The organism is Xanthomonas hawaiiensis, assembly GCF_031834635.1.
In the GTDB taxonomy this organism is placed as follows: domain Bacteria; phylum Pseudomonadota; class Gammaproteobacteria; order Xanthomonadales; family Xanthomonadaceae; genus Xanthomonas_A; species Xanthomonas_A sacchari.
This window is the reverse complement of the sequence record NZ_CP115873.1, coordinates 2,495,098-2,519,604: the sequence shown is the minus strand read 5'-3', so window position 1 is coordinate 2,519,604 and position 24,507 is coordinate 2,495,098. Positions and strand designations below refer to the sequence as shown.

The 24,507-nt window shown below is 69.8% G+C and carries 19 protein-coding genes; 8 read left to right on the top strand and 11 right to left on the bottom strand.

Annotated elements, in window-relative coordinates; genetic code table 11:
• Nucleotides 1-75: 75 nt before the first annotated feature.
• The 3 genes from PG878_RS10845 to PG878_RS10835 all read left to right on the top strand — a co-directional run bounded on the left by PG878_RS10845 (nt 76) and on the right by PG878_RS10835 (nt 6,489).
• Nucleotides 76-2,865 (top strand): sensor domain-containing protein, encoded by a 2,790-nt coding sequence (locus PG878_RS10845; protein ID WP_209029257.1) that lies wholly within the window; start codon nt 76-78, stop codon nt 2,863-2,865.
• A gap of 530 nt (nt 2,866-3,395) precedes the next feature.
• Nucleotides 3,396-5,153, top strand: a complete 1,758-nt coding sequence (locus PG878_RS10840; protein ID WP_209029258.1) for an ABC transporter permease — start codon at nt 3,396-3,398, stop codon at nt 5,151-5,153.
• A 16-nt stretch (nt 5,154-5,169) separates the two neighbouring features.
• Complete coding sequence (locus PG878_RS10835; protein WP_010341738.1) at nt 5,170-6,489, top strand: ABC transporter ATP-binding protein; 1,320 nt, start codon at nt 5,170-5,172, stop codon at nt 6,487-6,489.
• A gap of 740 nt (nt 6,490-7,229) precedes the next feature.
• On the opposite strand, the gene PG878_RS10830 is transcribed toward PG878_RS10835, so the two are convergent.
• From PG878_RS10830 to PG878_RS10805, 6 genes are all read right to left on the bottom strand, one after another.
• Nucleotides 7,230-7,529: a hypothetical protein gene (locus PG878_RS10830; protein ID WP_209029259.1), complete on the bottom strand. Its 300-nt coding sequence runs from the start codon at nt 7,527-7,529 to the stop codon at nt 7,230-7,232.
• Nucleotides 7,530-7,659: 130 nt separating this feature from the next.
• Nucleotides 7,660-8,850, bottom strand: a complete 1,191-nt coding sequence (locus PG878_RS10825; RefSeq protein ID WP_010341735.1) for a methyl-accepting chemotaxis protein — start codon at nt 8,848-8,850, stop codon at nt 7,660-7,662.
• A gap of 149 nt (nt 8,851-8,999) precedes the next feature.
• Nucleotides 9,000-9,614 (bottom strand): high frequency lysogenization protein HflD, encoded by a 615-nt coding sequence (hflD, locus tag PG878_RS10820; protein ID WP_209029260.1) that lies wholly within the window; start codon nt 9,612-9,614, stop codon nt 9,000-9,002.
• On the bottom strand, nt 9,611-10,753 hold the full coding sequence (mnmA, locus tag PG878_RS10815) for a tRNA 2-thiouridine(34) synthase MnmA (protein WP_209029261.1): 1,143 nt from the start codon (nt 10,751-10,753) through the stop codon (nt 9,611-9,613). The genes hflD and mnmA overlap by 4 nt, the downstream gene beginning before the upstream one ends.
• Complete coding sequence (locus tag PG878_RS10810) at nt 10,750-11,208, bottom strand: NUDIX hydrolase (RefSeq protein WP_209029262.1); 459 nt, start codon at nt 11,206-11,208, stop codon at nt 10,750-10,752. Before PG878_RS10810 ends, mnmA begins: the two co-directional genes overlap by 4 nt.
• Nucleotides 11,208-11,711, bottom strand: a complete 504-nt coding sequence (locus tag PG878_RS10805) for a hypothetical protein (RefSeq protein WP_209029263.1) — start codon at nt 11,709-11,711, stop codon at nt 11,208-11,210. Before PG878_RS10805 ends, PG878_RS10810 begins: the two co-directional genes overlap by 1 nt.
• 76 nt (nt 11,712-11,787) lie before the next feature.
• On the opposite strand from PG878_RS10805, the gene clpS reads away from it, so the two are divergent.
• Together clpS and clpA are read left to right on the top strand one after the other, a co-directional pair.
• Nucleotides 11,788-12,108 (top strand): ATP-dependent Clp protease adapter ClpS, encoded by a 321-nt coding sequence (gene clpS, locus PG878_RS10800; protein WP_010341728.1) that lies wholly within the window; start codon nt 11,788-11,790, stop codon nt 12,106-12,108.
• 123 nt (nt 12,109-12,231) lie between these two features.
• The gene (gene clpA / locus PG878_RS10795) at nt 12,232-14,514 is read left to right on the top strand and encodes an ATP-dependent Clp protease ATP-binding subunit ClpA (RefSeq protein WP_209029264.1); all 2,283 of its coding nucleotides are present in this window, start codon (nt 12,232-12,234) and stop codon (nt 14,512-14,514) included.
• 135 nt (nt 14,515-14,649) lie between these two features.
• Here clpA and infA read toward each other — a convergent pair whose 3' ends face one another.
• The 4 genes from infA to trxB all read right to left on the bottom strand — a co-directional run bounded on the left by infA (nt 14,650) and on the right by trxB (nt 17,931).
• Nucleotides 14,650-14,868 (bottom strand): translation initiation factor IF-1, encoded by a 219-nt coding sequence (gene infA, locus PG878_RS10790; protein WP_004425677.1) that lies wholly within the window; start codon nt 14,866-14,868, stop codon nt 14,650-14,652.
• Between the two features lie 92 nt (nt 14,869-14,960).
• Nucleotides 14,961-15,698: a leucyl/phenylalanyl-tRNA--protein transferase gene (gene aat / locus PG878_RS10785; RefSeq protein WP_209029265.1), complete on the bottom strand. Its 738-nt coding sequence runs from the start codon at nt 15,696-15,698 to the stop codon at nt 14,961-14,963.
• Between the two features lie 22 nt (nt 15,699-15,720).
• Nucleotides 15,721-16,845 (bottom strand): GNAT family N-acetyltransferase, encoded by a 1,125-nt coding sequence (locus tag PG878_RS10780; protein WP_425611743.1) that lies wholly within the window; start codon nt 16,843-16,845, stop codon nt 15,721-15,723.
• A gap of 117 nt (nt 16,846-16,962) precedes the next feature.
• Nucleotides 16,963-17,931, bottom strand: coding sequence for a thioredoxin-disulfide reductase (trxB, locus tag PG878_RS10775; protein ID WP_010341722.1), 969 nt, complete (start codon nt 17,929-17,931; stop codon nt 16,963-16,965).
• Nucleotides 17,932-18,217: 286 nt separating this feature from the next.
• Between trxB and PG878_RS10770 the strand changes: the two genes are divergently transcribed.
• From PG878_RS10770 to lolA, 3 genes are all read left to right on the top strand, one after another.
• Nucleotides 18,218-20,575 carry a DNA translocase FtsK gene (locus PG878_RS10770; RefSeq protein WP_017909556.1) on the top strand — a complete coding sequence of 786 codons (2,358 nt, stop codon included), beginning with the start codon at nt 18,218-18,220 and terminating at the stop codon, nt 20,573-20,575.
• Nucleotides 20,576-20,670: 95 nt separating this feature from the next.
• Nucleotides 20,671-22,575: a DUF3857 domain-containing transglutaminase family protein gene (locus PG878_RS10765; RefSeq protein ID WP_425611781.1), complete on the top strand. Its 1,905-nt coding sequence runs from the start codon at nt 20,671-20,673 to the stop codon at nt 22,573-22,575.
• 84 nt (nt 22,576-22,659) lie between these two features.
• Nucleotides 22,660-23,286 carry an outer membrane lipoprotein periplasmic chaperone LolA gene (lolA, locus tag PG878_RS10760; protein WP_209029266.1) on the top strand — a complete coding sequence of 209 codons (627 nt, stop codon included), beginning with the start codon at nt 22,660-22,662 and terminating at the stop codon, nt 23,284-23,286.
• A 45-nt stretch (nt 23,287-23,331) separates the two neighbouring features.
• On the opposite strand, the gene dmeF is transcribed toward lolA, so the two are convergent.
• Nucleotides 23,332-24,444: a CDF family Co(II)/Ni(II) efflux transporter DmeF gene (gene dmeF, locus PG878_RS10755; RefSeq protein WP_209029267.1), complete on the bottom strand. Its 1,113-nt coding sequence runs from the start codon at nt 24,442-24,444 to the stop codon at nt 23,332-23,334.
• Between the last annotated feature and the right edge of the window lie 63 nt (nt 24,445-24,507).

Sequence of the window (24,507 nt, the reverse complement as noted above, 5' to 3'; positions counted from 1 at the left end):
CTCAATTAATGCCACCGGATGCCGTTATCACCTTCGACCGCTGGCCTTCAGGGCGGCGAAACGGAGTATCTCGGCGTGGATCAAGGCGTCATCGCAAGCTTGCTGCAGCACCCGCTCACCTCGGCGCTCGTCCTGTTGGACGCCGATGGCAGGCCGCTGGCGGCGAACCGGGCAGCGCAGGCACTGGAGTTGCCGCGCACCGTGGAGGCGTACGCCGAGCTGTTGCGTGCGGCCCGCGAGCGCCTGCTCGGCGGCGAGACCATGCTGGCCTGCGCCTTGCCCGGCACCGCCGGGCGACGCCTGGATGGCTGGCTGCGCGCGGTCCGCGACGACAGCGGCGGCCTGCTGGCCTATACCCTCAGCGTGCCCGAACCGGTCGGCAGCGACGGCGCCACCCGCTGGGAGATCGCCCTGGACAGCGCCGAGCACGGCCTGTGGGACTGGGACATCCCCAGCGACACCATCTTCCGCTCCGAGCGCTGGAAGCGGATGCTCGGCTACGCGGGCGATGCCCCGGCCGACGGCCTGAACGCATTGCTGCCGCTGGTCCACGGCGACGACCAGGAGCGCCTGCGCCAGGCGATCCGCGCGCATTTCGAGGGCCGCACCGAAACCTACATGTGCGAGTTCCGCCTGCGCCGGCAGGACGGGCAATGGCACTGGATCCTGGACCGCGGCCGGATCGTGGCGCGCACCGCCGACGGCAGCCCGCTGCGCATGATCGGTACGCACACCGACATCCACGAGCAGAAACTGCTCGAGCAGCGCCTGCGCGACCAGCAGACCCTGCTGCGCGAGGCGCAGCGCATGACCCGCATGGGCAGTTGGTCCTGGGACCCGCTGCGCGACCGGGTGTGGTGCTCGCGCGAGTTCCTGCGCGTCACCGGCCTGGACGAACAGCAGGCGCCGAGCAGCCGCGGCTGGCTGCGCCTGCTCAGCCGCGATTCGATGGCGCAGCTGATCTCGGTGTGGCGGCGCATGGCCCGCGAGGCCAAGCCGGCCAACTTCGAGGTCGAGCTGGTGCGCGGCGGCGAGTCACCGTTGCACCTGCGGGTGTGGGCGCAGCCGCAGGTGGAGGCAGACGGCCGCATCCAGCGCGTGCTCGGCCAGGTGCAGAACATCACCGAACAGCGCCAGACCGACGCGCTGATCCGCTGGCGCACCGAGCTGCTCAACCGGGTCTCGGCGCTGGGCAAGATCGGCGGCTGCGAGATCGAGGTCGGCACCCGGCGCATGCAGTGGACCGAGGAGTGCTACCGCATCCATGGCCTGCGCAAGGAGGCCATCGATCTGGACCACGCGCTGGCGCTGTATACCCAGGACTCGCGCGATGCGTTCGAGTCGGCGCTGGTGCGCATCGCCGAGGGCGGCCTGCCGGAGCAACTGGACCTGTGCTTCCACCGCCCCTCGGGGCAGCGCATCTGGGTGCAGGTGCTGATCGAGTTGGACGAGCGCGACGGCCTGCCGCCGCGGTTCGTGGTGCTGTTCCGCGACATCACCCGCGAGCGCGAGGCCAGCGAGCGCATCGAGCTGCTGGCCCACTACGACCTGCTGACCGGCCTGCCGAACCGGCAACTGCTGCGCGAGCAGGCCGAGAAGGCGATGCACGAGGCGGTGGAGCGCGGCACCACGCTGGCGATGCTGTTCGTCGACCTGGACGGCTTCAAGAGCATCAACGATTCCTTCGGCCATGCCACCGGCGACGCGCTGCTGAAGCTGGCGGCCACCCGCATGCACCAGCAACTGCGCACCAGCGATCTGTTCGGCCGTTTCAGCGGCGACGAGTTCGTGGTGGTGCTGCGCGACCTGGCCGAGCCGGGCGACGCCGGGCATGTGGCGCGCAAGCTGATCGCGGCGCTGGCCGAGCCGCTGCACAGCGGCGAGAACGTGATCAAGATCGGCGCCAGCATCGGCATCGCGCTGATGGAGGAGGGGCGCCAGGACTTCGATGGCCTGCTGCGTGCGGCCGATGCGGCGATGTACGCGGCCAAGGAATCCGGCCGCAACACCTGCCACTACTACAGCCAGGACGTGCTGCTGCGCGCGCAGCGGCGCCTGGAGATCGAGCATGCGCTGCACGGCGCGCTGGACCGCGAGGAATTCTCGCTGGTGTACCAGCCGCTGGTGCATGCGGCGGGCGAGCGCGCGCCGGCGGTGGAAGCGCTGCTGCGCTGGCACCGCCCCGGCCACGGCCACTGCAACCCGGCCGAGTTCATTCCCATCGCCGAGGAATGCGGCGAGATCGTGCGCCTGGGCGACTGGGTGATCGGCGAGGCGTGCCGCCAGGCCGCGGCCTGGGACGCGGCGGGGCTGAGCTTCGACCGGGTCTCGGTGAACGTCTCGGCGATGCAGTTGCGCGACCGCGGCTTCGCCGAGCGGGTGATCGAGCTGTGCCAGCGCAACGGCTGGTCGCCGAAGCGGCTGGAACTGGAACTGACCGAATCGGCGCTGATCCGCGACAGCGAGTCGCTGCGCCGTTGCTTCGAACTGTTCGAACAGGAAGGCGTGCTGCTGGCGGTCGACGATTTCGGCACCGGCTTCTCCAACCTGCATTATCTCAACCGCTTCCCGGTGCAGCGCCTGAAGATCGACCGCAGTTTCGTGCAGGACATGCTGCACGACAGCGGCACCGCCAAGGTCACCCAGGCGATCGTGCAGCTCGGCCACGCACTCGGCATGCAGGTGGTGGCCGAGGGCGTGGAGACGGTGCAGGAAGAGGCACTGCTGCGCGAACAGGGCTGCGACGAGATCCAGGGCTATCTGCACGCGCGGCCGTTGCCGCCGCGTGAGCTGGCCGCCTGGTTGCGCGCGCGCCAGCAGGTGGCGCCGGCCACGCATCCGCGGCTGGTGCTGGCTGCGCAGTGAATGCGCGGCGCGGCGCGGCGTGCGCCGTGCCGACTTGCGGCGGCGCAGCGGCTGGCTATACTGCGCGCGCCCATCGTTTCCCGGCCAGAGGCCACCTTCCTTGGACAGTCATCCTAGACCGACGCTGCAGCGACAGAGCTGACAGGACCGCCACGGTCTGGGTCGTCCCAGATGGGTCCCGTCCGCTCAGGACGGGATCGTTCGCCAGCCCCGCGCGGTGCTGGCCCTGATTCCGAGAGTGCGCAAGCCCGATCCGCGAGGACTCCGAGCGTAGCCCCTGGCGTTGCCCGTCGTCGGAGCCGCCCATGCGCCTGCCATTGCCATCGTTCCCGATCCACCCGACGTCGCTGCGCAGCCGCGCGCGGTGGCGGCGTCCTGCCTGCGCCGCCTTGCCTGGCGACGCCCGCGCAGCCGGCAGCGGCTGACGCACGACGTACATCTTCCCCGGTCACACTGGGCGGTCCGCTCCGCGACCCGCGCCAGCGTCCTTTTTCCTGCGGCGCCCGCTGCCGCTCCTGCCGGATCTTCCCATGCTGCCATTCGCTCGCGACCGCACCGCGCCCGGACAGCTCGCCGCACGCCCCGGCGTGCTGCCCAACCTGCACGACCTGGCGGTGTTCGCGCTGCTGCTGGGCCTGGGCGCGCTGTTGCTGCACGGCGCCGCCGACATGCGCGCGCCGTTGCCGCCGGCCGGCACCGATGCGGTGTCGCTGGACCTGTGGCAGTTGCCCGAATACGGCCTGCGCACCACCTTGCGGATGTTCGCGGCGATGGCCGCCTCGCTGGTGTTCACCTTCGTGGTGGCGACCCTGGCCGCCAAGAGCCGCCGCGCCGAGCGGGTGATCGTGCCGGCCCTGGACATCCTGCAGTCGGTGCCGGTGCTGGGCTTCCTCACCTTCACCGTGACCTTCTTCCTGGGCCTGTTCCCCGGGCGCCAGATCGGCGCCGAGCTGGCCTCGATCTTCGCCATCTTCACCAGCCAGGCCTGGAACATGGCGTTCTCGTTCTACCAGTCGCTGCGCAACGTGCCGCGCGACCTGGACGAGGTGTCGCGCGGTTTCGGGCTCAGCGCCTGGCAGCGCTTCTGGCGGCTGGAGGCGCCGTATGCCACGCCCTCGCTGATCTGGAACATGATGATGTCCATGTCCGGCGGCTGGTTCTTCGTGGTCGCTTCCGAGGCGATCAGCGTCGGCGACCACACCCTGGAGCTGCCCGGTATCGGCTCGTACCTGGCGCTGGCGATCGCGCAGCGCAACTTCGCCGCGGTCGGCTGGGCGGTGGTGGCGATGGCGGTGCTGATCGCGCTGTACGACCAGTTGCTGTTCCGCCCGATCGTGGCCTGGTCGGACAAGTTCCGCGCCGAACTCACCGCCTCGCAGGACAAGCCGCAGTCGTGGCTGTACGACCTGCTGCGGCGCACGCGCCTGGCCAAGCGCCTGGTCGCGCCGCTGGCCTGGGTCTGGCAGCGCGCCATGCTGGTGCGCTGGACGCCGCGTCACCAGCCGCAACTGCTGGCCGCGCCGCCGGCAACCGGCCGCAGCGGGGTGTGGGGCGACCGGCTGTGGAGCGCGGCGCTGGCGCTGGCCGGCGCGGCCGCGGCCTGGTTCGCCTACGACTACGGCCGCCGCCACCTGGGCCTGCACGACCTGGCCGAGGCCTTCGGCGGCGGCCTGGCCACGCTGCTGCGGGTGGTGGTGCTGATCGCCCTGGCCAGCGTGGTGTGGGTGCCGATCGGGGTGTGGATCGGGCTGCGGCCGAAGGTGGCGCAGCGGGTGCAGCCGCTGGCGCAGTTCCTGGCCGCGTTCCCGGCCAACGTGCTGTTCCCGTTCGCGGTGCTGGCCATCGTCAGCACCGGCGCCGATCCCAACATCTGGCTGTCGCCGCTGATGATCCTCGGCACCCAGTGGTACATCCTGTTCAACGTGATCGCCGGCGCCAGCGCGTTCCCCACCGATCTGCGCGAAGCCGCGACCATCTACCACCTGCGCTCGTGGACCTGGTGGCGGCGGGTGATCCTGCCCGGCATCTTCCCGTACTACATCACCGGCGCGCTGACCGCGTCGGGCGGCTCCTGGAACGCCAGCATCGTGGCCGAACTGGCCAGTTGGGGCCACACCCAGGTGCAGGCCTACGGCCTGGGCGCCTACATCGCCCGCGCCACCGCCGCCGGCGACGGCCCGCGGGTGCTGCTCGGGGTGGCGGTGATGTCGCTGTTCGTGACCCTCTTCAACCGCGCGGTCTGGCGACGGCTGTACGTGTTCGCCGAACGCCGCCTGCGTTTCGACTGATTCCTGGAGACCGACCATGAGCTATTCCGCAAGCGTGCCCGAGCGCGCCCCGCTGGTCCGCGTGCAGGGCGTGCGCAAGACCTACGACAAGGGTGGGGCGACGCCGCTGGTGGTGCTGGAGGATGTCGACCTGACCCTGCACTCGGGGCAGATCGTGGGCCTGCTCGGCCGCTCCGGCTCGGGCAAGTCGACCCTGCTGCGTGCCATCGCCGGGCTGCTGCAGCCCAGCGCCGGCAGCATCGCCTTCCGCGACGCCGCGCCCGGCCAGGTCGCCGACGACATCGCCATGGTGTTCCAGAGCTTCGCCCTGTTCCCGTGGCTGACCGTGCTGCAGAACGTGGAAGTGGGCCTGGAGGCGCGCGGCGTGGCCGCCGACGAACGGCGCCGGCGCGCCCTGGCGGCGATCGACCTGATCGGCCTGGACGGCTACGAGGGCGCCTACCCGAAGGAACTGTCCGGCGGCATGCGCCAGCGCGTGGGCCTGGCGCGGGCGCTGGTGGTGCGGCCGAAGCTGCTGCTGATGGACGAGCCGTTCTCGGCGCTGGACGTGCTGACCGCCGAGACCCTGCGTACCGACCTGCTGGATCTTTGGTCGGAAGGGCGCATGCCGATCGAATCGATCCTGATGGTCACCCACAACATCGAGGAGGCGGTGCTGATGTGCGACCGCATCGTGATCTTCGGCGCCAACCCGGGGCGGGTGATCGGCGAGATCGAGGTGACCCTGCCGCAGCCGCGTAACCGCCTGGCGCCGGCGTTCCGCGCCCTGGTCGACGACATCTACGCGCGCATGACCGCCAGCCCGCAGCGGCCGCAGACCCGCGAGGGCGTGTTCCCGGGCAGCGGCATCGCCATGGTGTTGCCGCGCGTGTCGAGCAACCTACTGGCCGGCCTGATCGAGGCGGTGGCGGCCGAACCCTACCATGGCCGCGCCGACCTGCCGCCGCTGGCGGCCGGCCTGCAGCTGGAAGTGGACGAACTGTTCCCGATCGCCGAAACCCTGCAACTGCTGCGCTTCGCCGTGTTCGAGCAGGGCGACCTGCAACTGACCCCGGCCGGGCAGCGCTTCGCCGAACTGGGCACCGACGCGCGCAAGCAGTTGTTCGCCCAGCACCTGGCCACCTACGTGCCGCTGGCCGCGCACATCCGCCGCGTCCTCGACGAACGCCCGGCGCATCACGCGCCGGCGCGCCGCTTCCGCGACGAGCTGGAAGACCACATGTCCGAGGCCTACGCGGCGGAAACGGTGCAGGCGGTCACCAGTTGGGCGCGCTACGCTGAGTACTTCGCCTACGACAAGCAGGCGGACCTGTTCTCGCTGGAGAATCCGAGCTAACCAGCGGGCGGTGTACGGCGTCGCGTAGGAGCGGCTTCAGCCGCGACCGGACGCCAAGCATCGCAGGAGCTGCGTCAGGCGCGAGCGGACATCTGCCGCAGCCTGCGCCGCGTAGGGATGGCATGACGTTACAAAGCGCCAGCCCCCCTGCAAGGCTGGTTGTGGGAGGACTTCAGTCTCGACAGCAGGCGCATCAGCGTTGTCTGATGACGTCATGCGTCGCGATTGAAGTCGCTCCCACAGCGACGCTTCCCCGCGACCGGGCGCGGGACATTGGGAGGCGGGTTCAAACGCGCGCCTGGATGCGACGTCGGTCGGCTGATGTGGCGCGTCTTGCACCGAATCCGCTTTTCGCCGAATCCGTCTTTGCAGCAACGATGTCGCGATCTGATCGGAGTACTTGTGGGAGGGACTTCAGTCCCGACTGCATGCAGCCGGCCAAGCACGTGTCACGCGCTTTTCGCGACCGAACGGCATTGCGCATCGCTGCCTTTTGCTGTGGTTTAGCGAGATTAGCCATCGCCTCGTAGGAGCGGCTTCAGCCGCGACGAAACATTACCGAAACCGCCCGTCGCGGCTGAGCCGCTCCTACAACCGCAGAGTGCGAATGGGCCGCTCGGCCTTGTGCGCCAGGCAAAATCGAGTGCGATGCGGCGGGGCGTAGCTCTCGGCAGTGCCTTGAACGCGATGCCCGCATCAGGTTCCGCGCGCCGCCCGCAATCGCCGCCGCCGCGATCGACTCAGTCGCCGTCGTAGAGCGGGAAGTGCACCAGTGGCGCCGGTGTGCCGGCGGCAGCGACCGCGCTGCCGTTCAGGCCCATGTCCCAGGCCAGGCCGGCCCAGACCGGGTCGGCGATGCGTGCGTCCTGCGGTACCGGCGCACGCGCGATCAGCAATTGCCGCAGTTCGGCCTGGGCCAGCGTCTCCAGCCGTCGCAGGGCGTGGCCGGGCTGGCGCGGTGCGGCCGCCGGCCGGATGCCGGGATCGGCTACCGGCTCGGACGCAGGCACGTGCGCACTGCTGCTTTCATCGCAGGACATGGCCGCAACTCGGGACAGGGACTGGAGGTGCATCGACATCGACGGGGCCGGACGGGAAGGGCAGAGACGACAAGCCCCGGCAGGGGCCGGGGACTCGTCGGTTCATGGCGCGGAGCGCGACAAGGCGGACTTAGAATAGCTCGACCGTGCCGGCACCCATGCTCTGCTGCGCCACCGGCTTGTGCGGCGGACGCTCCCACTCCACGCGCATGTCGCGCAGGCGGTTGCCGACCCGCTGCAGGGCATCGAGCAGTTCGTGGTCGAACACGCCGCCATTGCGATGCAGCAGTTCCTGCAGCGCCACGGCCTCGCGGTTGATCGCGGTCAGGCGGTCCAGGTGGGTGTGCACGCCGCCCAGGGCCTGGGTCGCGATGTCCTCGAACTGCAGGGCACGCACCGCTTCGGCGACGCTGCTGTCGATGGCGCGGCCGCACTCGGAGATCTCGCGCATGCCGTCGCCCAGCGAGTGGTTGATCGCGGCCACGTTGTCCAGCATCGCCGCGGCCTCGGCCCGCGCCTCGCGGGAGCGGTCCATGTCGCGCGAGGCCATGTTCGAGACCGTCTCGCGGACCTTGGCGATGGCGTCCTTGGAGCTGTGCGCCAGCTTGCGGATCTGCTCGTTGAAGGTGGTCGAGCGCTCGGACAGGTTGCGCACCTCGTCGGCCACCACCGCGAAGCCGCGGCCCGCCTCGCCGGCGCGCGCCGCTTCGATCGCCGCGTTCAGCGCCAGCAGGTTGGTCTGGTCGGCGATCGACTTGACGTCCTCCAGCAGGGCGAAGATGCCGTCCAGGTGCTGGGACATGTCGTCGATGTAGTGCACCGTGGTGCTGCTCTGGCCGCTGACCTGTTCCAGCGCCTCCACCAGCTGCTCCATGCGCTGGCTGGCATGCTGGGCGAAGCGGGCCACGTCCACCCCGGCGCCGCCGTCTTCGCCGGCGCGGTCGACGATGCGGGCCAGGGCCACGCTCTGCTGCCGCGACTTGCGGTTCATCGCCTCGAAGCTGCCACCCAGGCCGCTGACCGCCTGGCGGATCAGTTCGCGGGCACGTTCGATCTCGGAGCGGGAGCCCTCGATCTCGTTGCCGACGAAGCTGCGCAGCTCGGTCAGCAGGTGGTCCTGCTCGCGCATGACCTTGGCCTGCTCGGGCGAGCGCCGGCTCTGGCTGTACGCGGTCCAGCCGGCGAAGCCGAGCCAGCTCAGCGTCATGGTGGTGAGGATGGCCCAACGGACCGGGGCCGGCCAGTCGAAACCGGCGGCGATGGGGAACAGCAGCGTCAGGGCGAGCGGGGCGGCCAGACGGATCAGGAGGCGTGAGTACATGGACGTTCTCGGCAGATTCACGATTGCTGTATCGGCCGCCCCCCCCGGGTCTTTAGCAGCGTCATCGCCGGATCGTCGAAACCTGCGCCCTTTCGTAGGATCGGCGTCGCAGAACGGGCGCGGCGACCAGCGCCCTCCGCCTCTGCGGCTCAGCGCAGCGCGCGATCCACGGTCTCGCGCATGCGCCGCTTGGCCAGCAGGAAGTCCCACAGGCTGCCGCCCATCTGCCGCCACAGTACCGCCGCGCGGACCGCCGCCAGCAGCAGGGCGCGAATCTCCGCCACCACCCCGGCCTGGCCCAGGTAATGCGGATTGCCTTGCACCATCACCCGTGGGCGCAGATGGCTGATGGTGTCGGCATAGAGCTGGCCCAGTGCGGTGATCACCTCCGGGTGGGTGCTGTCGCCATGGCGCTCCAGCAGCGGCGCGATCCGGGCCAGGCCGGCATCGACCTTGGCGTCGGTCTCGGCATCGCCGGCGAAGCGTCGCTCCAGCTGGATCACCGCCATCGCCAACCGCGGCAGCACCTCGTCCTGGCCCTGGTTGCGGAAGTAGTTGTGCAGCAGGCGCAGGCCCGGCGCCAGGTCGGCGCGGCGGCCGTAGACCGCTTCGGGGCTGGGCGCGTCGATGCGGAACACGCTGTCGAGCAGGGTGCGCACCAGCGACGCCTCCGACTGGCCGGTCTCGGCGATGCGCCGCACCTGCTGCAGGGCCTGGGCCAGGCCCGCCAGCGCCAGCATGCGCGCGTCCATGGAATCGGTCATCGAATGGAGTCCTCGTGTACGGCGGGAGCCTGCTGCGCCAGGCGGCGCTCCAGCGGGGCATCGGTGGCGGCGATCACGGCGCCGCCCAGGCATTGCTCGCCCTGGTACAGCACCAGCGACTGCCCGGGGGTGACGGCGCGCTGCGGGCGTGCGAAACGGACCGAGAGGGTGCCGTCGTCGCCGACCTCGACCGTGCACGGCTCGTCGGCCTGGCGGTAGCGGGTCTGCGCGGTGCAGTCGAAGCGTCGCGCCGGCGGCGCGCCGGCGATCCAGTGGGCGGTCTCGGATTGCAGCCAGTTGGCCATCAGGTAGGGACTGTCGCGGTCCTGGTCGACGTACAGCACGTTGCGGGCGACGTCCTTGCCGACCACGTACCACGGTGCCGCGGCACGCCCGCGCACGCCGCCGATGTTCAGGCCCTCGCGCTGGCCCAGGGTGAAGTAGAACACCCCCGGGTGCTCGGCCACGACCTGCTCGTGCGGGTCGCGGATCTCGCCGCGCCGGGCCGGCAGGTAGCGGCCCAAGAACTCGCGGAAATCGCGTTCGCCGATGAAGCAGATGCCGGTGGAATCCTTCTTGGCGTGGGTCGGCAGGCCGGCCTCGCGGGCGATGCGGCGCACCTGCTCCTTGGGCAGTTCGCCGACGGGGAAAAGGGTCGCGGCCAGTTGCGCCTGGCCCAGTTGGTGCAGGAAGTAGCTCTGGTCCTTGTTGCGGTCCAGCCCGCGCAGCAGCCGCCAGCGGCCGCCGACGCAGTCCACCCGTGCGTAGTGGCCGGTGGCGATGCGCTCGGCGCCCAGTTCCCGCGCCGCGTCGAGGAAATGCTTGAACTTGACCTCGCGGTTGCACAGCACGTCCGGGTTGGGCGTGCGCCCGGCGGCGTACTCGGCTAGGAAGTGCGCGAATACCCCTTGCCAGTACTCCTGCGAGAAATCGCGGAAATGGAACGGGATGCCGAGCCGCCCGCACACCGCCACCGCGTCGCGGCGGTCGTCGTCGGCGCGGCAGTCACCACTGCCGTCGTCGGCCCAGTTCTGCATGAACAGGCCGGACACCGCCGCACCCTGCTGGACCAGTTGCCAGGCCGCCACCGACGAATCCACGCCGCCGGAAACCCCGACCATGACCGCTGCGCCGCTCATGCCACCTGCCGCAACAGGTCCAGCGGGTAGCGGCGCCCGGCCAGGTAGTCGGCCACCACCTGCCACACCAGCGGGCTGCGCCAGCGCGGCGCGGCGGCCTCCAGTTCGGCCGGGGTCATCCACAGCGCGCGCACGATGCCGGTGTCCAGCGGCCGCTGCGCATCGTGCGCGACCGGGTCGGCGGCGAAGGCGAAGCGCAGGTAGTGGCGGCCGTTGTCGGCCTTCCACTGGTAGGCGCCGATGAAGGCGGTCGGCTGCACCTGCCAGCCGGTTTCCTCCAGCGTCTCGCGCACTGCGGCCTCGATCAGGCTCTCGTCCGGTTCCAGGTGACCGGCGGGCTGGTTCAGCACCAGCGCACCGGCGATGGCTTCCTCGACCTGCAGCAGCCGGCCGTCGCGCACCACCACCGTGGCCACGGTCACATCCGGCTGCCAGGGCTCGGCGACCGCGGTCATCAGAACAGGTCCTTGCCGCCGTTGAGCTCGGCGTCCATCGCGTCGGCGCCGCGCGCGGCGGCCTCCAGCGCCTCGCGCAGCGCCGTATCGTCGGCATCGGCGGGCAGCTTGACCACGAACACCGCGGTGCCGCCCTGGCGCACCCAGCCGCCGAGGATGTCCGACTGCGCGTCTTCCAGCAGCCGGTTGGCGACCTTGGCGGGCAGGCTGTCGCCCTGCGCCTGGTAGGCCGGCGACCAAACCTCGCGGATGCGGTAGCTGCCGAAGGTCTCCACCGGCGAGCGCACGTAGGTGAGCTGCTTGCGCTCGCGGCCGTTGTCGCGCAGGCCGAACAGCACCTGGTAGTCGCCGTCCTCGTCGGCCTGCGCGTCGTAGCCCAGCGCCTGCAGCCGCTTGCCCAGCGCCGTATCCGGCGGCTCGGCGGCGGCCGGCAGGGCGGCGACGAGCAGCGCGGCGAGCAGCGGAAGCTTGGGGAACATCGTCGAATGCATGCGGAGCGCCATCGAAAGGAGGGGAATTGTGCGGGCAGGGCCGGCGATCGTCCAATCCTGGCCGGCGGCCCCCGTATATAATGGGCGGATGCCCCGCAAGAATTCCCCCGAGCACGATCATGGCGTCATGGTGGAGACCGGCAAGCCGGAAGTCGCCCGCCCGCCCATGTATCAGGTGCTGCTGCTGAATGACGACTACACCCCGATGGACTTCGTGGTGACCGTGCTGCAGCAGTTCTTCTCCCTGGACCTGGAGCGCGCCACCCAGGTGATGCTGCACGTGCATACCCGCGGCCGCGGGGTCTGCGGGGTCTATACCCGCGAGGTGGCTGAATCCAAGGTGGCTCAGGTGAACGAGTTCTCGCGGATGAACCAGCACCCCCTGTTGTGCACGATGGAAAAAGCCTGATAGTGGGAGGCGTCGGTCACCGGTTTGCCCGGACTAACGCGGTGTGAACACACTGATCCGATAGGGTTGTGGAAATTCGCAACTCAAGCCACATATTGTCGGCAACAGACGTCGGAGTACACCATGTTCAGCAAAGATCTCGAGCAGACCATCGGCCAGTGCTACAAGCGCGCCCGGGAAGCCCGTCATGAGTTCATGACGGTGGAGCACCTGCTGTTGGCGTTGCTCGACAATCCCTCCGCCCAGGCCGTGCTCAAGGCCTGCGGCGCCGACGTCGACCGTCTGCGCAGCGACCTGGAACAGGCGATCGAAGCCTCGGTGGCCCGCCTGGCCGAGGACGACGGCCGCGACACCCAGCCCACCCTGGGCTTCCAGCGGGTGCTGCAGCGGGCGGTCTACCACGTGCAGTCCTCCGGCAAGAAGGAGGTCAGCGGCGCCAACGTGCTGGTGGCGATCTTCGGCGAGAAGGACTCGCATGCGGTGTATTTCCTGAATCAGCAGGACATCACCCGCCTGGACATCGTCAATTACCTGTCCCATGGCATCGCCAAGATGGGCGAGGACGGCGAGCAGGCCGCGCCGAGCGACGGCGAACCCAAGGGCGAGGCGGGCGAGGGCGAGCCGAAGGGCGATGCTCTGGCCGAGTACGCCACCAACCTGAACGAACAGGCCCGCAACGGTCGCATCGACCCGCTGGTCGGCCGCGCCGACGAGATCGAGCGCACCATCCAGGTGTTGTGCCGCCGCCGCAAGAACAACCCGCTGTACGTGGGCGAGGCCGGCGTTGGCAAGACCGCCATCGCCGAGGGCCTGGCCAAGCGCATCGTCGAGGGCAGCGTGCCCGAGGTGCTGGCCGACGCGGTGATCTTCTCGCTCGACCTGGGCGCGCTGGTCGCCGGCACCAAGTACCGCGGCGACTTCGAGAAGCGTCTGAAGGGCGTGCTGACCTCGCTGAAGAAGGTGCCCAACGCGGTGCTGTTCATCGACGAGATCCACACCATCATCGGCGCCGGTTCCGCCTCCGGCGGCACCATGGACGCGTCCAACCTGATCAAGCCGGCGCTGTCCTCGGGCGAGCTGCGCTGCATCGGCTCGACCACGTTCCAGGAATACCGCGGCATCTTCGAGAAGGACCGCGCCCTGGCGCGGCGCTTCCAGAAGATCGACATCGTCGAACCGACCGTGGGCGAGACCTTCGAGATCCTGCAGGGCCTCAAGCCCAAGTACGAGGCGCACCACGGCGTGACCTACGCCGACGACGCGCTGCAGGCGGCGGTGGACCTGTCGGTCAAGCACATCGGCGACCGGCTGCTGCCGGACAAGGCGATCGACGTGATCGACGAGGCCGGCGCGCGCCAGCGGCTGCTGCCGGAAGGCCAGCGCAAGGAACTGATCGACATCGAGGAGATCGAGACCATCGTCGCCAAGATGGCGCGGATCCCGGCCAAGCAGGTCAGCGCCACCGACAAGGACGTGCTGCAGCACCTGGAGCGCAACCTGAAGATGGTGATCTTCGGCCAGGATCCGGCGATCGAGACCCTGTCCTCGTCGATCAAGCTGGCGCGCTCGGGCCTGGGCAATCCGGAGAAACCGATCGGCAACTTCCTGTTCGCCGGTCCCACCGGCGTGGGCAAGACCGAGGTCACCAAGCAGTTGGCGCTGCAGTTGGGCATCGAGCTGGTGCGCTTCGACATGTCCGAGTACATGGAACCGCATTCGATCAGCCGCCTGATCGGTGCGCCCCCGGGCTACGTCGGCTTCGACCAGGGCGGCCTGTTGACCGAGAAGATCGTCAAGACGCCGCACTGCGTGCTGCTGCTGGACGAGGTGGAGAAGGCGCATCCGGACATCTTCAACATCCTGTTGCAGGTCATGGACCGCGGCGTGCTCACCGACACCAACGGGCGCGAGGCGAACTTCAAGAACGTGATCCTGGTGATGACCACCAACGCCGGCGCCACCCAGGCTTCGCGACGCTCGATCGGCTTCACCCAGCAGGACCACTCCACCGATGCGATGGAGATCATCCGCCGCAGCTTCACCCCGGAGTTTCGCAACCGCCTGGATGCGGTGGTGCAGTTCCAGCCGCTGGCCTTCAGCCACATCCTGCGCGTGGTCGACAAGTTCGTGATCGAGCTGGAGATGCTGCTGCAGGAGAAGCACGTGTTGCTGTCGGCGACCCCGACCGCGCGCGACTGGCTGGCCCAGCACGGCTTCGACCCGCTGATGGGGGCGCGGCCGATGGCGCGGGTGATCCAGGACAAGGTCAAGCGCCCGCTGGCCGACGAGCTGCTGTTCGGCAAGCTGGTCAACGGCGGCCGCGTCACCATCGACGTGCGCGACGGCGAACTGGTGGTGGAGACCCAGGCCGAGCCGGAGCGCCTGCTGCCGGCCACGGTAGACTGAGGCCGGGCCAGGGCCACAGGCACGACGAAAGGCGGCTGCAGAGGCTGCAGCCGCCTGGCGAGGTCACCGTCGTTCCATCGTTGCAGACGCGAAAGGCGGCCAGTGGCCGCCTTCTTCATGTCCGCCCGTGGCGGATTACTTCATGCGGTAGGTGATGCGACCCTTGGTCAGGTCGTACGGGGTCATTTCGACCTTCACCCGGTCGCCGGTCAGGATGCGGATGTAGTTCTTGCGCATGCGACCGGAGATGTGGGCGATGATTTCGTGCCCGTTTTCCAGCTTGACCCGGAACGTGGTATTGGGCAACGTCTCGCTGACGGTGCCTTCGAATTCGATGGAGTCGTCTTTCGACATGTAATCCTGTGCGATTCGGAGCGGCCAAAGGCCTGAAGAGCGAGGATTTTACTCGCCTGCGCCGCGCCATGCAAAGTTTGCGTTAATCCCGCTCAGCCCTGGGCCAGTTCCACGGCCGCCAGGGTGCCGAACTGGGACGTCCACGGCCCGATCTCGGCAGGCGCCGCCACCAGCGGGGCGATGGCCTCCAGGAAGCGCGGGCGTGGCCAGCGCTCGGCGCCCAGGCTCAACAGGTGGTCGTTCTCCACCTGCGCGTCGATCAGCGGCCAGCCCCAGCCGTGCAGGCACCGCGCCAGTGCGGCCAGCGCCACCTTGGAGCCGCCGCTGCGGGCGCTGAACATGCTCTCGCCGAAGAACATGCGGCCGCGCGCCACCCCATAGATGCCGCCGACCAGGTCGCTGCCATCGAACACTTCCACCGAATGCGCGTGGCCGGCCTGGTGCAGGGCCAGGTAGGCGGCGCGCATCGGCGCGGTGATCCAGGTGCCGTCCTGGCCGCGGCGCGGGAGTTGCGCGCAGGCGTCGATGACGGCGGCGAAGGCGGTGTCGGCGCGCACCGTCCACGGCGAGCGCCGCAGGCTGCGGCGGAAGCGCGAGGACAGCCGCACGCCGTCGCTGCGGAACACGGTGCGCGGGTCAGGGCTCCACCACAGGATCGGCTCGCCGTCGGAGTACCAGGGGAAGATGCCCTGCGCATAGGCGGCGAGCAGGCGGGTCGGCGACAGGTCGCCGCCGATCGCGAGCAGGCCGTCCGGCTCGCGCAGAGCACTGGACGGCGGCGGGAACGGGGCGGCGGGATCGGCCGCGAGCAGGGCAGGGAGACGACGCATCGCCGGCAGCGTAGCCGATGCCTCAGGCGTCGTGGCGGAACGGCGAGTGGCGCTGCAGTGCCGCCGCGTGCTGCCGCACCTCGGCGCGTTCCTGCGCGCACCACTCGGCCAGCGGCACGCGGAAGCCCGGGTCCGCGATCCAGTGGCGGCTACGCACCAGCCGCGGCAGGAAGCCGCGGGCGATCTTGTGCTGGCCCTGCGCGCCCGGCTCGAAACGGGTCAGGCCCTCGCGCAGGCAGTACTCGATGCCCTGGTAGTAGCAGGTCTCGAAGTGCAGGCCGGGCAGGGCATCGCCGCCCCAGTAGCGGCCATACAGCGTGTCGCCGCCGCGCAGGCAGAATGCCCCGGCCACCGGCGTGTCCTCATGCATCGCGAGGAAGATCAGCAGGTTGCGCGGCATCGTTCGCGCAAGATGCGAGAAGAAATCCAGGGTCAACGCCGGCGAGTTGCCGTAGTCGTCGAAGGTGCGCAGGTAGAACCCGTACATCGCCTGCAGGTCGGCGGCGCTGGCCTCGTCGCCGTGCAGCACGCGGAAGCCGATGCCGGCGCGCTGCACCTTGGCCCGCTCCTGGCGGATGTTCTTGCGATGCTTGTGGTCCATCGCGCCCAGGTAGTCGTCGAACCCGGTCCAGCCGGCGTCGTTGTGCCACTGGTACTGCACGTCGTTGCGTTCCAGCCAGTCGGCGCCGAACGCGGCGTCCTCGTCGGCACGGTGGAAATTGACGTGGGCCGAGGACAGGCCGGTGCGCTCGGTCAGCGCCTGCACGGCCGCGAGCAGTTCCTGCTGCGCTGCCAGGTCGCGCGCCAGCAGCCGCGGTCCGGTCACCGGCGAGTAGGGCACCGCACACAGCCATTTGGGAAAGTAGTCCTGGCCGTAGCGCGCATAGGCATGCGCCCAGGCATGGTCGAACACGAATTCGCCGTGCGAGTTGCTTTTGACGTACCCGGGCGCCGCGGCGACCAGCGTCTCGCCGTCCCACACGGTGAGATGCAGCGGGCTCCAGCCCCAGTCCGGGCGCAGGCAGCCGTGCTGCTCCAGGCCGGCCAGGAAGGCGTGGGCGACGAAAGGATTGCGGCCGTCGTGCAGGGCGTCCCAGTCGGCGGCAGCGATGGTGTCGAGCTGGCGCAGCCAGCGGATCCGGCTCATCGTCAGGACGGCGCGCGGCGGAGGGCGGCGCGGCGGTCGCCGACATCGCCCGCCGCGCGCAACAAAGGCGCACGGCCGCTGCCGGGTAAACACCGGCAGCTCAGCGCGTGCGCGGACTCAGGCACCCTTGTCCAGATACCGCTCGGCATCCAGCGCGGCCATGCAGCCGAAGCCGGCCGAGGTGATCGCCTGGCGGTAGTGCTGGTCGGCGACGTCGCCGGCGGCGAACACGCCCGGCACCGAGGTCTCGGTGGCAGCGCCGCCCAGGCCGGAGCGGATCTCCAGGTAGCCGTTGTGCATCGCCAGCTGGCCGTCGAACAACTGGGTGTTCGGGTGGTGGCCGATGGCGACGAAGAAGCCGTGCGCCTCCAGGTCGCGGGTGCTGCCGTCCTGCACCGACTTGACCCGCACGCCGGTGACGCCGGCCTCGTTGCCCAGCACCTCGTCCACCTGGTGGTGCCAGACGGTCTCGATCTTGCCGGCGGCGACCTTGGCGAACAGCTTGTCCTGCATGATCTTTTCCGCGCGCAGGGTGTCGCGGCGATGCACCAGGTAGACCTTGCGGGCGATGTTGGACAGGTACAGCGCCTCTTCCACGGCGGTGTTGCCGCCGCCGACCACGACCACGTCCTGGTCCTTGTAGAAGAAGCCGTCGCAGGTGGCGCAGGCGGACACGCCGCGGCCCTTGAACGCCTCTTCCGAGGGGATGCCCAGGTACTTGGCGGTGGCGCCGGTGGCGATGATCAGCGCGTCGCAGGTGTAGTCGCCGCTGTCGCCGCTGAGCCGGAACGGGCGCTGCGACAGGTCGGCGGTGTGGATGTGATCGAAGATCACCTCGGTCTCGAAGCGCTCGGCATGCGCCTGCATGCGCGCCATCAGGTCCGGGCCCATCAGGCCGTGCGGGTCGCCCGGCCAGTTGTCGACCTCGGTGGTGGTCATCAGCTGGCCGCCCTGCTGCAGGCCGGTGATCACCACCGGCTTGAGGTTGGCGCGCGCGGCGTAGACCGCGGCGGTCCAGCCGGCCGGGCCGGAACCCAGGATCAGCAGGCGGGAATGCTTGGCGGAATTGGCGGCAGAGGGGCTCATGTATACTCGCGAACAGGGTGAAATGGCGGCGGAAACGCGGCATTGCGCGGGTTCCGGCGAAGGCGCATAGAGTGGCGGCCGGCCTGGAACGAATCAAGCCGCGTGGCGGAAACGCTGCGGCCCGCTGCGACAGACAGCGGGTTTCGCGCGTCGTTGCCCGCCGCGATCGGGGCTGCCAGCATCGGTCTGCGCAAGTCCGCACGATTCAGGTACCGACTGCTGAAATGCAAGGGCGAGTCGTTTATTATCAATCACTAACGATGCATTTCTAAGGTCTGGTCATAGCGTGGCGAAGCAGGTTCCGGAACGCGGCAAATCCCAGGGCGCCAATGCGGCGGCACGCAAGCAGGGCGCCGCGCCCAACCCACGCCGGCAGAAGCTGTGGCGCGATCTGGCGCTGATCGCGATCGCGCCGCTGCTGCTGTACCTGCTGGCCAGCCTGGCCACGTACTCGGCGACCGATCCGGGCTGGTCGCATACCGGCAGCGTGGTCGCGCCGGTGCACAACATGGGCGGCAAGTTCGGCGCCTGGATCGCCGACGTGCTGCTGCAACTGTTCGGCTACGTGGCCTTCCTGCTGCCGGTGGTGATCGGCGCGATCTCCTGGATCGCGCTGTTCGGCATGGATCAGGACGGCGATGGCGAGGCGGACCTCGGCCCGGCGCTGCGCCTGGTCGGCATCGTCGGCTTCCTGATCGCCGCCACCGGGCTGCTGCACCTGCGCCTGTTCGCCGGCGACGTGGCCGGGGCCGGCGGCATCCTAGGCAAGCTGGTCGGCAACTCGCTCGGCGCCGGGTTCGGCGCGCTCGGCGCCAACCTGTTCGTGCTGGTGCTGCTGCTGGTGTCGGTGACCCTGGCCACCGGGCTGTCCTGGTTCGCGGTGATGGAGCGCATCGGCAAGGCGGTGATGACCCTGCCGGCGCTGGCCCGGCGCGGCACCCAGCAGGCCAACGAGTGGCAGCAGACCCGCGCCATGCGCGAGGAACGCGAGGAAGTGCGCAAGGTCGACGCGGTGCAGCGCGCCAAGCGCGAGCCGGTCAAGATCGAGCCGCCGCCGGCGCCGGTGGTGGAGAAGAGCGAGCGCGCCAAGCGCGAGCAGCAGATCCCGCTGTTCCACGGCACCGGCAGCGACCCGTCCGGGGTGCCGCCGCTGGCGTTGCTGGACGATCCCAAGCCGCAGGCCAAGGGCTATTCCGAGGAGACCCTGGAAACCCTGTCGCGGCAGATCGAGTTCAAGCTCAAGGATTTCCGCATCGAAGCGCAGGTGGTCGGCGCCTATCCCGGTCCGGTCATCACCCGCTTCGAGATCGAGCCGGCGCCGGGCATCAAGGTCAGCCAGATCAGCTCGCTGGACAAGGACATCGCCCGCGGCCTGTCGGTGAAGTCGGTGCGCGTGGTCGACGTGATCCCGGGCAAGTCGGTGATCGGCCTGGAGATCCCCAACGTCAGCCGCGAGATGATCTATCTCAGCGAGCTGCTGCGCTCCAAGGAATACGACAAGTCGGCCAGCCCGCTGACCCTGGCCCTGGGCAAGGACATCGCCGGGCGCCCGACCGTGGCCGACCTGGCGCGCATGCCGCACCTGCTGGTCGCCGGCACCACCGGCTCGGGCAAGTCGGTGGCGGTCAACGCAATGGTGCTGAGCCTGCTGTACAAGGCCTCGGCCAAGGACCTGCGGATGCTGATGATCGACCCGAAGATGCTCGAACTGAGCGTCTACCAGGGCATCCCGCATCTGCTGGCGCCGGTGGTCACCGACATGAAGGAGGCCGCCAACGGCCTGCGCTGGTGCGTGGCGGAGATGGAGCGCCGCTACAAGCTGATGAGCGCGGTCGGCGTGCGCAACCTGGCCGGCTTCAACAAGAAGGTCAAGGACGCGCAGGACGCCGGGCAGCCGCTGATGGACCCGCTGTTCAAGCCCAACCCGGACCTGGCCGAAGCGCCGCGGCCGTTGGACACGCTGCCGTTCATCGTCATCTTCATCGACGAATTCGCCGACATGATGATGATCGTCGGCAAGAAGGTCGAAGAGCTGATCGCGCGCCTGGCGCAGAAGGCCCGCGCCGCCGGCATCCACCTGATCCTGGCCACCCAGCGCCCGTCGGTGGACGTGATCACCGGCCTGATCAAGGCCAATATCCCGACCCGCATCGCCTTCCAGGTCAGCTCCAAGATCGACTCGCGCACCATCCTCGACCAGTCCGGCGCCGAGACCCTGCTCGGCCACGGCGACATGCTGTACCTGCCGCCGGGCACGGCGATGCCGGACCGCGTGCACGGCGCCTTCGTCAGCGACGAGGAAGTGCACCGGGTGGTCGAGCACCTCAAGGCCAGCGGCCCGGCCGACTACATCGAGGGCGTGCTGGACGAAGTGCAGACCATGGGCGACGGCACCGTGATCGGCGCCACCGGCCTGCCCGAGGCCGGTGGCGGTGGCGGCGACGAATCCGATCCGCTGTACGACGAGGCCCTGCGCATCGTCACCGAGACCCGCCGCGCCTCGATCTCCGGCGTGCAGCGGCGGCTGAAGATCGGCTACAACCGCGCCGCGCGGCTGATCGAGGCGATGGAAGCCGCCGGCGTGGTCAGCCCGCCCGAACACAACGGCGACCGCAGCGTGCTGGCGCCGCCGCCGCCGAAGTGAGGCCCACCGCGCCGTTCGCCGGCCATCGCCGGCTGCTGTCCGGGCCGGCGCCGCTGCGCGCCGCGCGCTGGCTGCTTGGCGTGGCGCTGCTGGCGCTGGCCGGGGTCGCCGCCGCGCAACCGGCGCCGGCCGCGCATGCTGACACCGACCAGGCCGCGGCCACCGCCGCCGCACGGGTGGTCAGCAACAACTACAGCTACGTGCGCTACCGCGCCGACTACGAGGTGCGCGAGGACGCCACCAGCGTGGAGACCGACGAGTACGAACTGCTGCTCAAGACCAAGGCCGGCGTCGACCAGTTCAGCCAGGTGCGGCTGGGCTACAGCGAGAAGCTGGAGACGCTGGAGGTGCTGGCCGCCTACACGCTGACCCCGGACGGGCTGCGCCACGACGTGCCGGCCGACAAGATCTACACCCAGGAAAGCTATTCCAGCGCGGCAGCGGCGATGTATGCCGACCGCAAGGTCAAGGTGGTGGTGTTCCCCAACCTGATGCCCGGCGCGCGCCTGGTGTACCGGGTGCGGCGCACCCAGAACGTGCCGTACTTCCCCGGCTACTTCAGCCTGTGGGAGACCTTCAGCGTGTTCTCCCAGTACGACGACGCCACGGTGACCCTGGTGGCGCCGCGGCGCCTGCAGATGCACCTGTACACGCGAGGCGTGCAGGGCAGCGAGACGCCGACGATCGACGGCGAGCAGGCCCGCTGGGAATGGCGCTACAGCCGCCGCGAGCCGATGAAGAGCCAGAACTGGTCGGCGGCGACCTGGGAGTTCAGCCCGACCATCATGGCCAGCAGCTTCCGCCGCTGGTCGCAGATGGCCCAGGCCTACCAGCACAGCAGCGCCGCCGCCGCACAGGTCACGCCCAAGGTGCGCGCCCGCGCCGAGCAGATCACCGCCGGCATCACGGACCGCCGCGCGCAGGCCGCGGCGCTGTACGCGTGGGTGGCGCGCAACATCCGCTACGTGGCGGTGTACCTGGGCAACGGCGGGCTGCAGCCCAACAGCGCCGACAGCATCCTCGACAACCACTACGGCGACTGCAAGGACCACACCGTGGTGCTGGAAGCGTTGCTGGCGGCCAAGGGCATCGCCAGCACGCCGGTGCTGCTCGGTGCGCAGGGCGGGCCGACCCTGCCGGACGTGCCGGTGCTGGGCCGGTTCAACCACGCCATCACCTACCTGCCCGAGTTCAAGCTGTACGTGGACTCGACCAGCCCGTACGCGCGCTTCGGCCAGCTGCCGGCCGGCGACCTGGGCGTGCCGGTGCTGCACACCGCCGACGGCACCGTGGCGCGCACGCCGCCGGACGACGCCAAGGTCAACCGCTACCTGGCCGAGACCGACTACCGTTTCGCCGCCGATGGCAGCGTCAGCGGCATCACCCGCCTGGACAGCGGCGACGTCGGCGAGGTCGGCCTGCGCACAATGTTCGTGCAGCTCAACGCGCAGAACCGCACCCGCATCGAGGAGTCGATCGTCGCCGCCTCCGGCTTCGACGGCAGCGGCGAGCTGCTGCTGCAGGGCGCGCCGCAGGACCTGAGCCGGCCGTTCGGCTACGCCTACCGCTTCCGCGCCCACGACTACGTCGACTTCGGCGTGGTCGGCGGCATGAGCCTGCCGCTGATGCCCGGTGCCGACTCGGTGCGCGGCGTCTACAGCACCGCCTCGGCCGAGCGCAATCTGACCCCGTTCTACTGCAACGACAACGCGCGCAGCGAGACCTACCGGCTGACCTTCCCGGACAGCGTGCCGATCATCGCGATCCCGGCCGACACCCATTTCCGCAACGCCGCCGGCGAGTACGCCGCCACCTGGGTGCGCGACGGGCAGACCGTGACCGCCACGCATACGCTGCACCGGCGCGCGATCCACGGCCCGGCGGCGCTGTGCCAGCCGCAGGACTACGCCGCGTTCCGCGAGCTGTACCAGCAGGTGCGGCGCGGCTTCCGCGGGCAGATCCTGTACGGCGACCTGGGCCGGATGCAGACCGGGCCGTAGCGGCGCCACGGCCGGCCGCCCTCTGATCGCCTATTCAGGCGCGCCGCGTCACACTTCCCACACTCCATCCGGAAATCCATCCGCATGCTTCGCACACTCCGCTACACCGTCCTCGCCACCGCGCTGCTGGCCGGCTCCGCCTTCGCCGGCGCCCGCGAGGACCTCGCCGCCTTCACCCGCGGGCTGAAGGGCCTGGACGGCCAGTTCGCGCAGAAGGTCTACGACGGCAAGGGCACGCTCAAGGAAAGCTCCAGCGGCCGCGTCGCGCTGTCGGCGCCGCGCCTGTTCCGCTGGGAGTACCGCAAGCCCTATACCCAGCTGATCGTCGCCGACGGCAGCAAGGTCTGGGTGTACGACCCGGACCTGAAGCAGGCCACGGTGCGCGCGCAGGGCAGCGAGGAACAGAACAGCCCGCTGACCGCGCTGATCGACCCGGGCAAGCTCGACCGCCAGTACGACGTCAGCGAGGAGGCGGTGGCCCGCGACGGGCTGCAGTGGCTGACCATGACCCCGAAGGTGGACACCGAGGCCAGCTTCCAGATGGCCAAGCTCGGCTTCGACCGCAATGGGCTGGCGCGCATGGAGGTGGTCGACCCGGTCGGCCAGCGCACCGAGATCAGCTTCAGCGACTGGAAGCGCAACCCGGCCTTCGCCAGCGGCACCTTCCGCTACGTCCCGGACAAGGACGTGGACGTGGTCGGCGACCGCTGAGCCGGTGCCGCCGCGCACGTTGTCGGTGCGCGGCGGTTTGCCCGGTCACTCCGGGCAGGTCTGCACTTCGATGCTGACGTGGCCCAGCGTGGCCACGCCCTGCAGGCGCGCGTGGTAGAACGCCGCCGGCCGCGGTTTGTGCGTCACCAACGATACGATCGCCGCGTGCTGGCCGGGGCCGACCCGCCACACGTGCAGGTCGGCGATGCGCTCGTCGTCCTGCTCCAGGCGGTCGCGGATCTGCGCCTGCAGCGCCGCCGGCGCCGAGGCGTCGAGCAGCACCGCGCCGGTGTCGCGCAGCAGCGCCAGCGACCAGCGTGCGATGACGATGGCGCCGACGATGCCCATCAACGCATCGGTCCAGGTCCAGCCCAGGTACTTGGCCAGCAGCAGGGCGACGATCGCCATCACCGAGGTGAGCGCGTCGGCCAGCACGTGCATGTAGGCCGAGCGCAGGTTGTGGTCGGCGTGCGCGTGGCGGTCGTGGCCGGTCGCATGCGCGGGTGCAGCGTGGGCGTGGGCATGCCCGTGGTGCGCGTGGTGATCGTGAGCGTGGTGATGGCCGTGACCATGCGCGTGATCGTGGTCATGCCCATCGTGGTGCGCGTGCGCATGGTCGTCATGCCGATGCGCGGCATGGGCGTGGTCGTGATGATGCCCGTGCCCATGGCGATGTCCATGCCCATGATCGTGGTGGTGATCGGCGCCGAGCATCCAGGCGCTCAGCAGGTTCACCAGCAGGCCCAGCGCCGCGATCCACAGGGCCTCGTCGTAGGCGATGTGCACCGGCTGCGCCAGGCGCAGTGCCGACTCCACGCCGATGCCCAGGGCGATCAGCGCCAGGATCAGCGCGCTGGAAAAGCCCGCCAGGTCGCCGACCTTGCCGGTGCCGAAGGTGAAGCGCGGGTTGTGCCGGTGCCGGCGCGCGAACCAGTAGGCGAAGCCGGCCAGCGACAGCGCGCCGGCATGGGTGGCCATGTGCAGGCCGTCGGCCAGCAGCGCCATCGAGCCGGTCCACCAGCCGGCGACGATCTCCACCAGCATCATCGCAGCGGTCAGCGCCACCACCGACCAGGTGCGGCGCGCATTGCGCTCGTGGCGCGTGCCGAGGAAGTCGTGCGGATGGGTGAACGCGTCCAGGGTGTCGTGGTGGCTCATGGCGGGGCGGCCGGGCAGGGGAGGCGCCACGATTCTAGCCCTGGCGTCGGTGGCGCGCAGGCG

Bases quoted from the DNA above. Each gene is read 5' to 3' on its own strand.
- PG878_RS10835 (WP_010341738.1), top strand. From the start codon at position 5,170: ATGAGCTATTCCGCAAGCGTGCCCGAGCGCGCCCCGCTGGTCCGCGTG.
- infA (WP_004425677.1), bottom strand. From the start codon at position 14,868: ATGTCGAAAGACGACTCCATCGAATTCGAAGGCACCGTCAGCGAGACG.
- aat (WP_209029265.1), bottom strand. From the start codon at position 15,698: ATGCGTCGTCTCCCTGCCCTGCTCGCGGCCGATCCCGCCGCCCCGTTC.
- trxB (WP_010341722.1), bottom strand. From the start codon at position 17,931: ATGAGCCCCTCTGCCGCCAATTCCGCCAAGCATTCCCGCCTGCTGATC.
- PG878_RS10805 (WP_209029263.1), bottom strand. From the start codon at position 11,711: ATGGCGCTCCGCATGCATTCGACGATGTTCCCCAAGCTTCCGCTGCTC.
- clpA (WP_209029264.1), top strand. From the start codon at position 12,232: ATGTTCAGCAAAGATCTCGAGCAGACCATCGGCCAGTGCTACAAGCGC.
- dmeF (WP_209029267.1), bottom strand. From the start codon at position 24,444: ATGAGCCACCACGACACCCTGGACGCGTTCACCCATCCGCACGACTTC.
- PG878_RS10830 (WP_209029259.1), bottom strand. From the start codon at position 7,529: ATGTCCTGCGATGAAAGCAGCAGTGCGCACGTGCCTGCGTCCGAGCCG.
- lolA (WP_209029266.1), top strand. From the start codon at position 22,660: ATGCTTCGCACACTCCGCTACACCGTCCTCGCCACCGCGCTGCTGGCC.
- clpS (WP_010341728.1), top strand. From the start codon at position 11,788: ATGCCCCGCAAGAATTCCCCCGAGCACGATCATGGCGTCATGGTGGAG.
- PG878_RS10840 (WP_209029258.1), top strand. From the start codon at position 3,396: ATGCTGCCATTCGCTCGCGACCGCACCGCGCCCGGACAGCTCGCCGCA.
- PG878_RS10810 (WP_209029262.1), bottom strand. From the start codon at position 11,208: ATGACCGCGGTCGCCGAGCCCTGGCAGCCGGATGTGACCGTGGCCACG.
- PG878_RS10780 (WP_425611743.1), bottom strand. From the start codon at position 16,845: ATGAGCCGGATCCGCTGGCTGCGCCAGCTCGACACCATCGCTGCCGCC.
- mnmA (WP_209029261.1), bottom strand. From the start codon at position 10,753: ATGAGCGGCGCAGCGGTCATGGTCGGGGTTTCCGGCGGCGTGGATTCG.
- hflD (WP_209029260.1), bottom strand. From the start codon at position 9,614: ATGACCGATTCCATGGACGCGCGCATGCTGGCGCTGGCGGGCCTGGCC.
- PG878_RS10825 (WP_010341735.1), bottom strand. From the start codon at position 8,850: ATGTACTCACGCCTCCTGATCCGTCTGGCCGCCCCGCTCGCCCTGACG.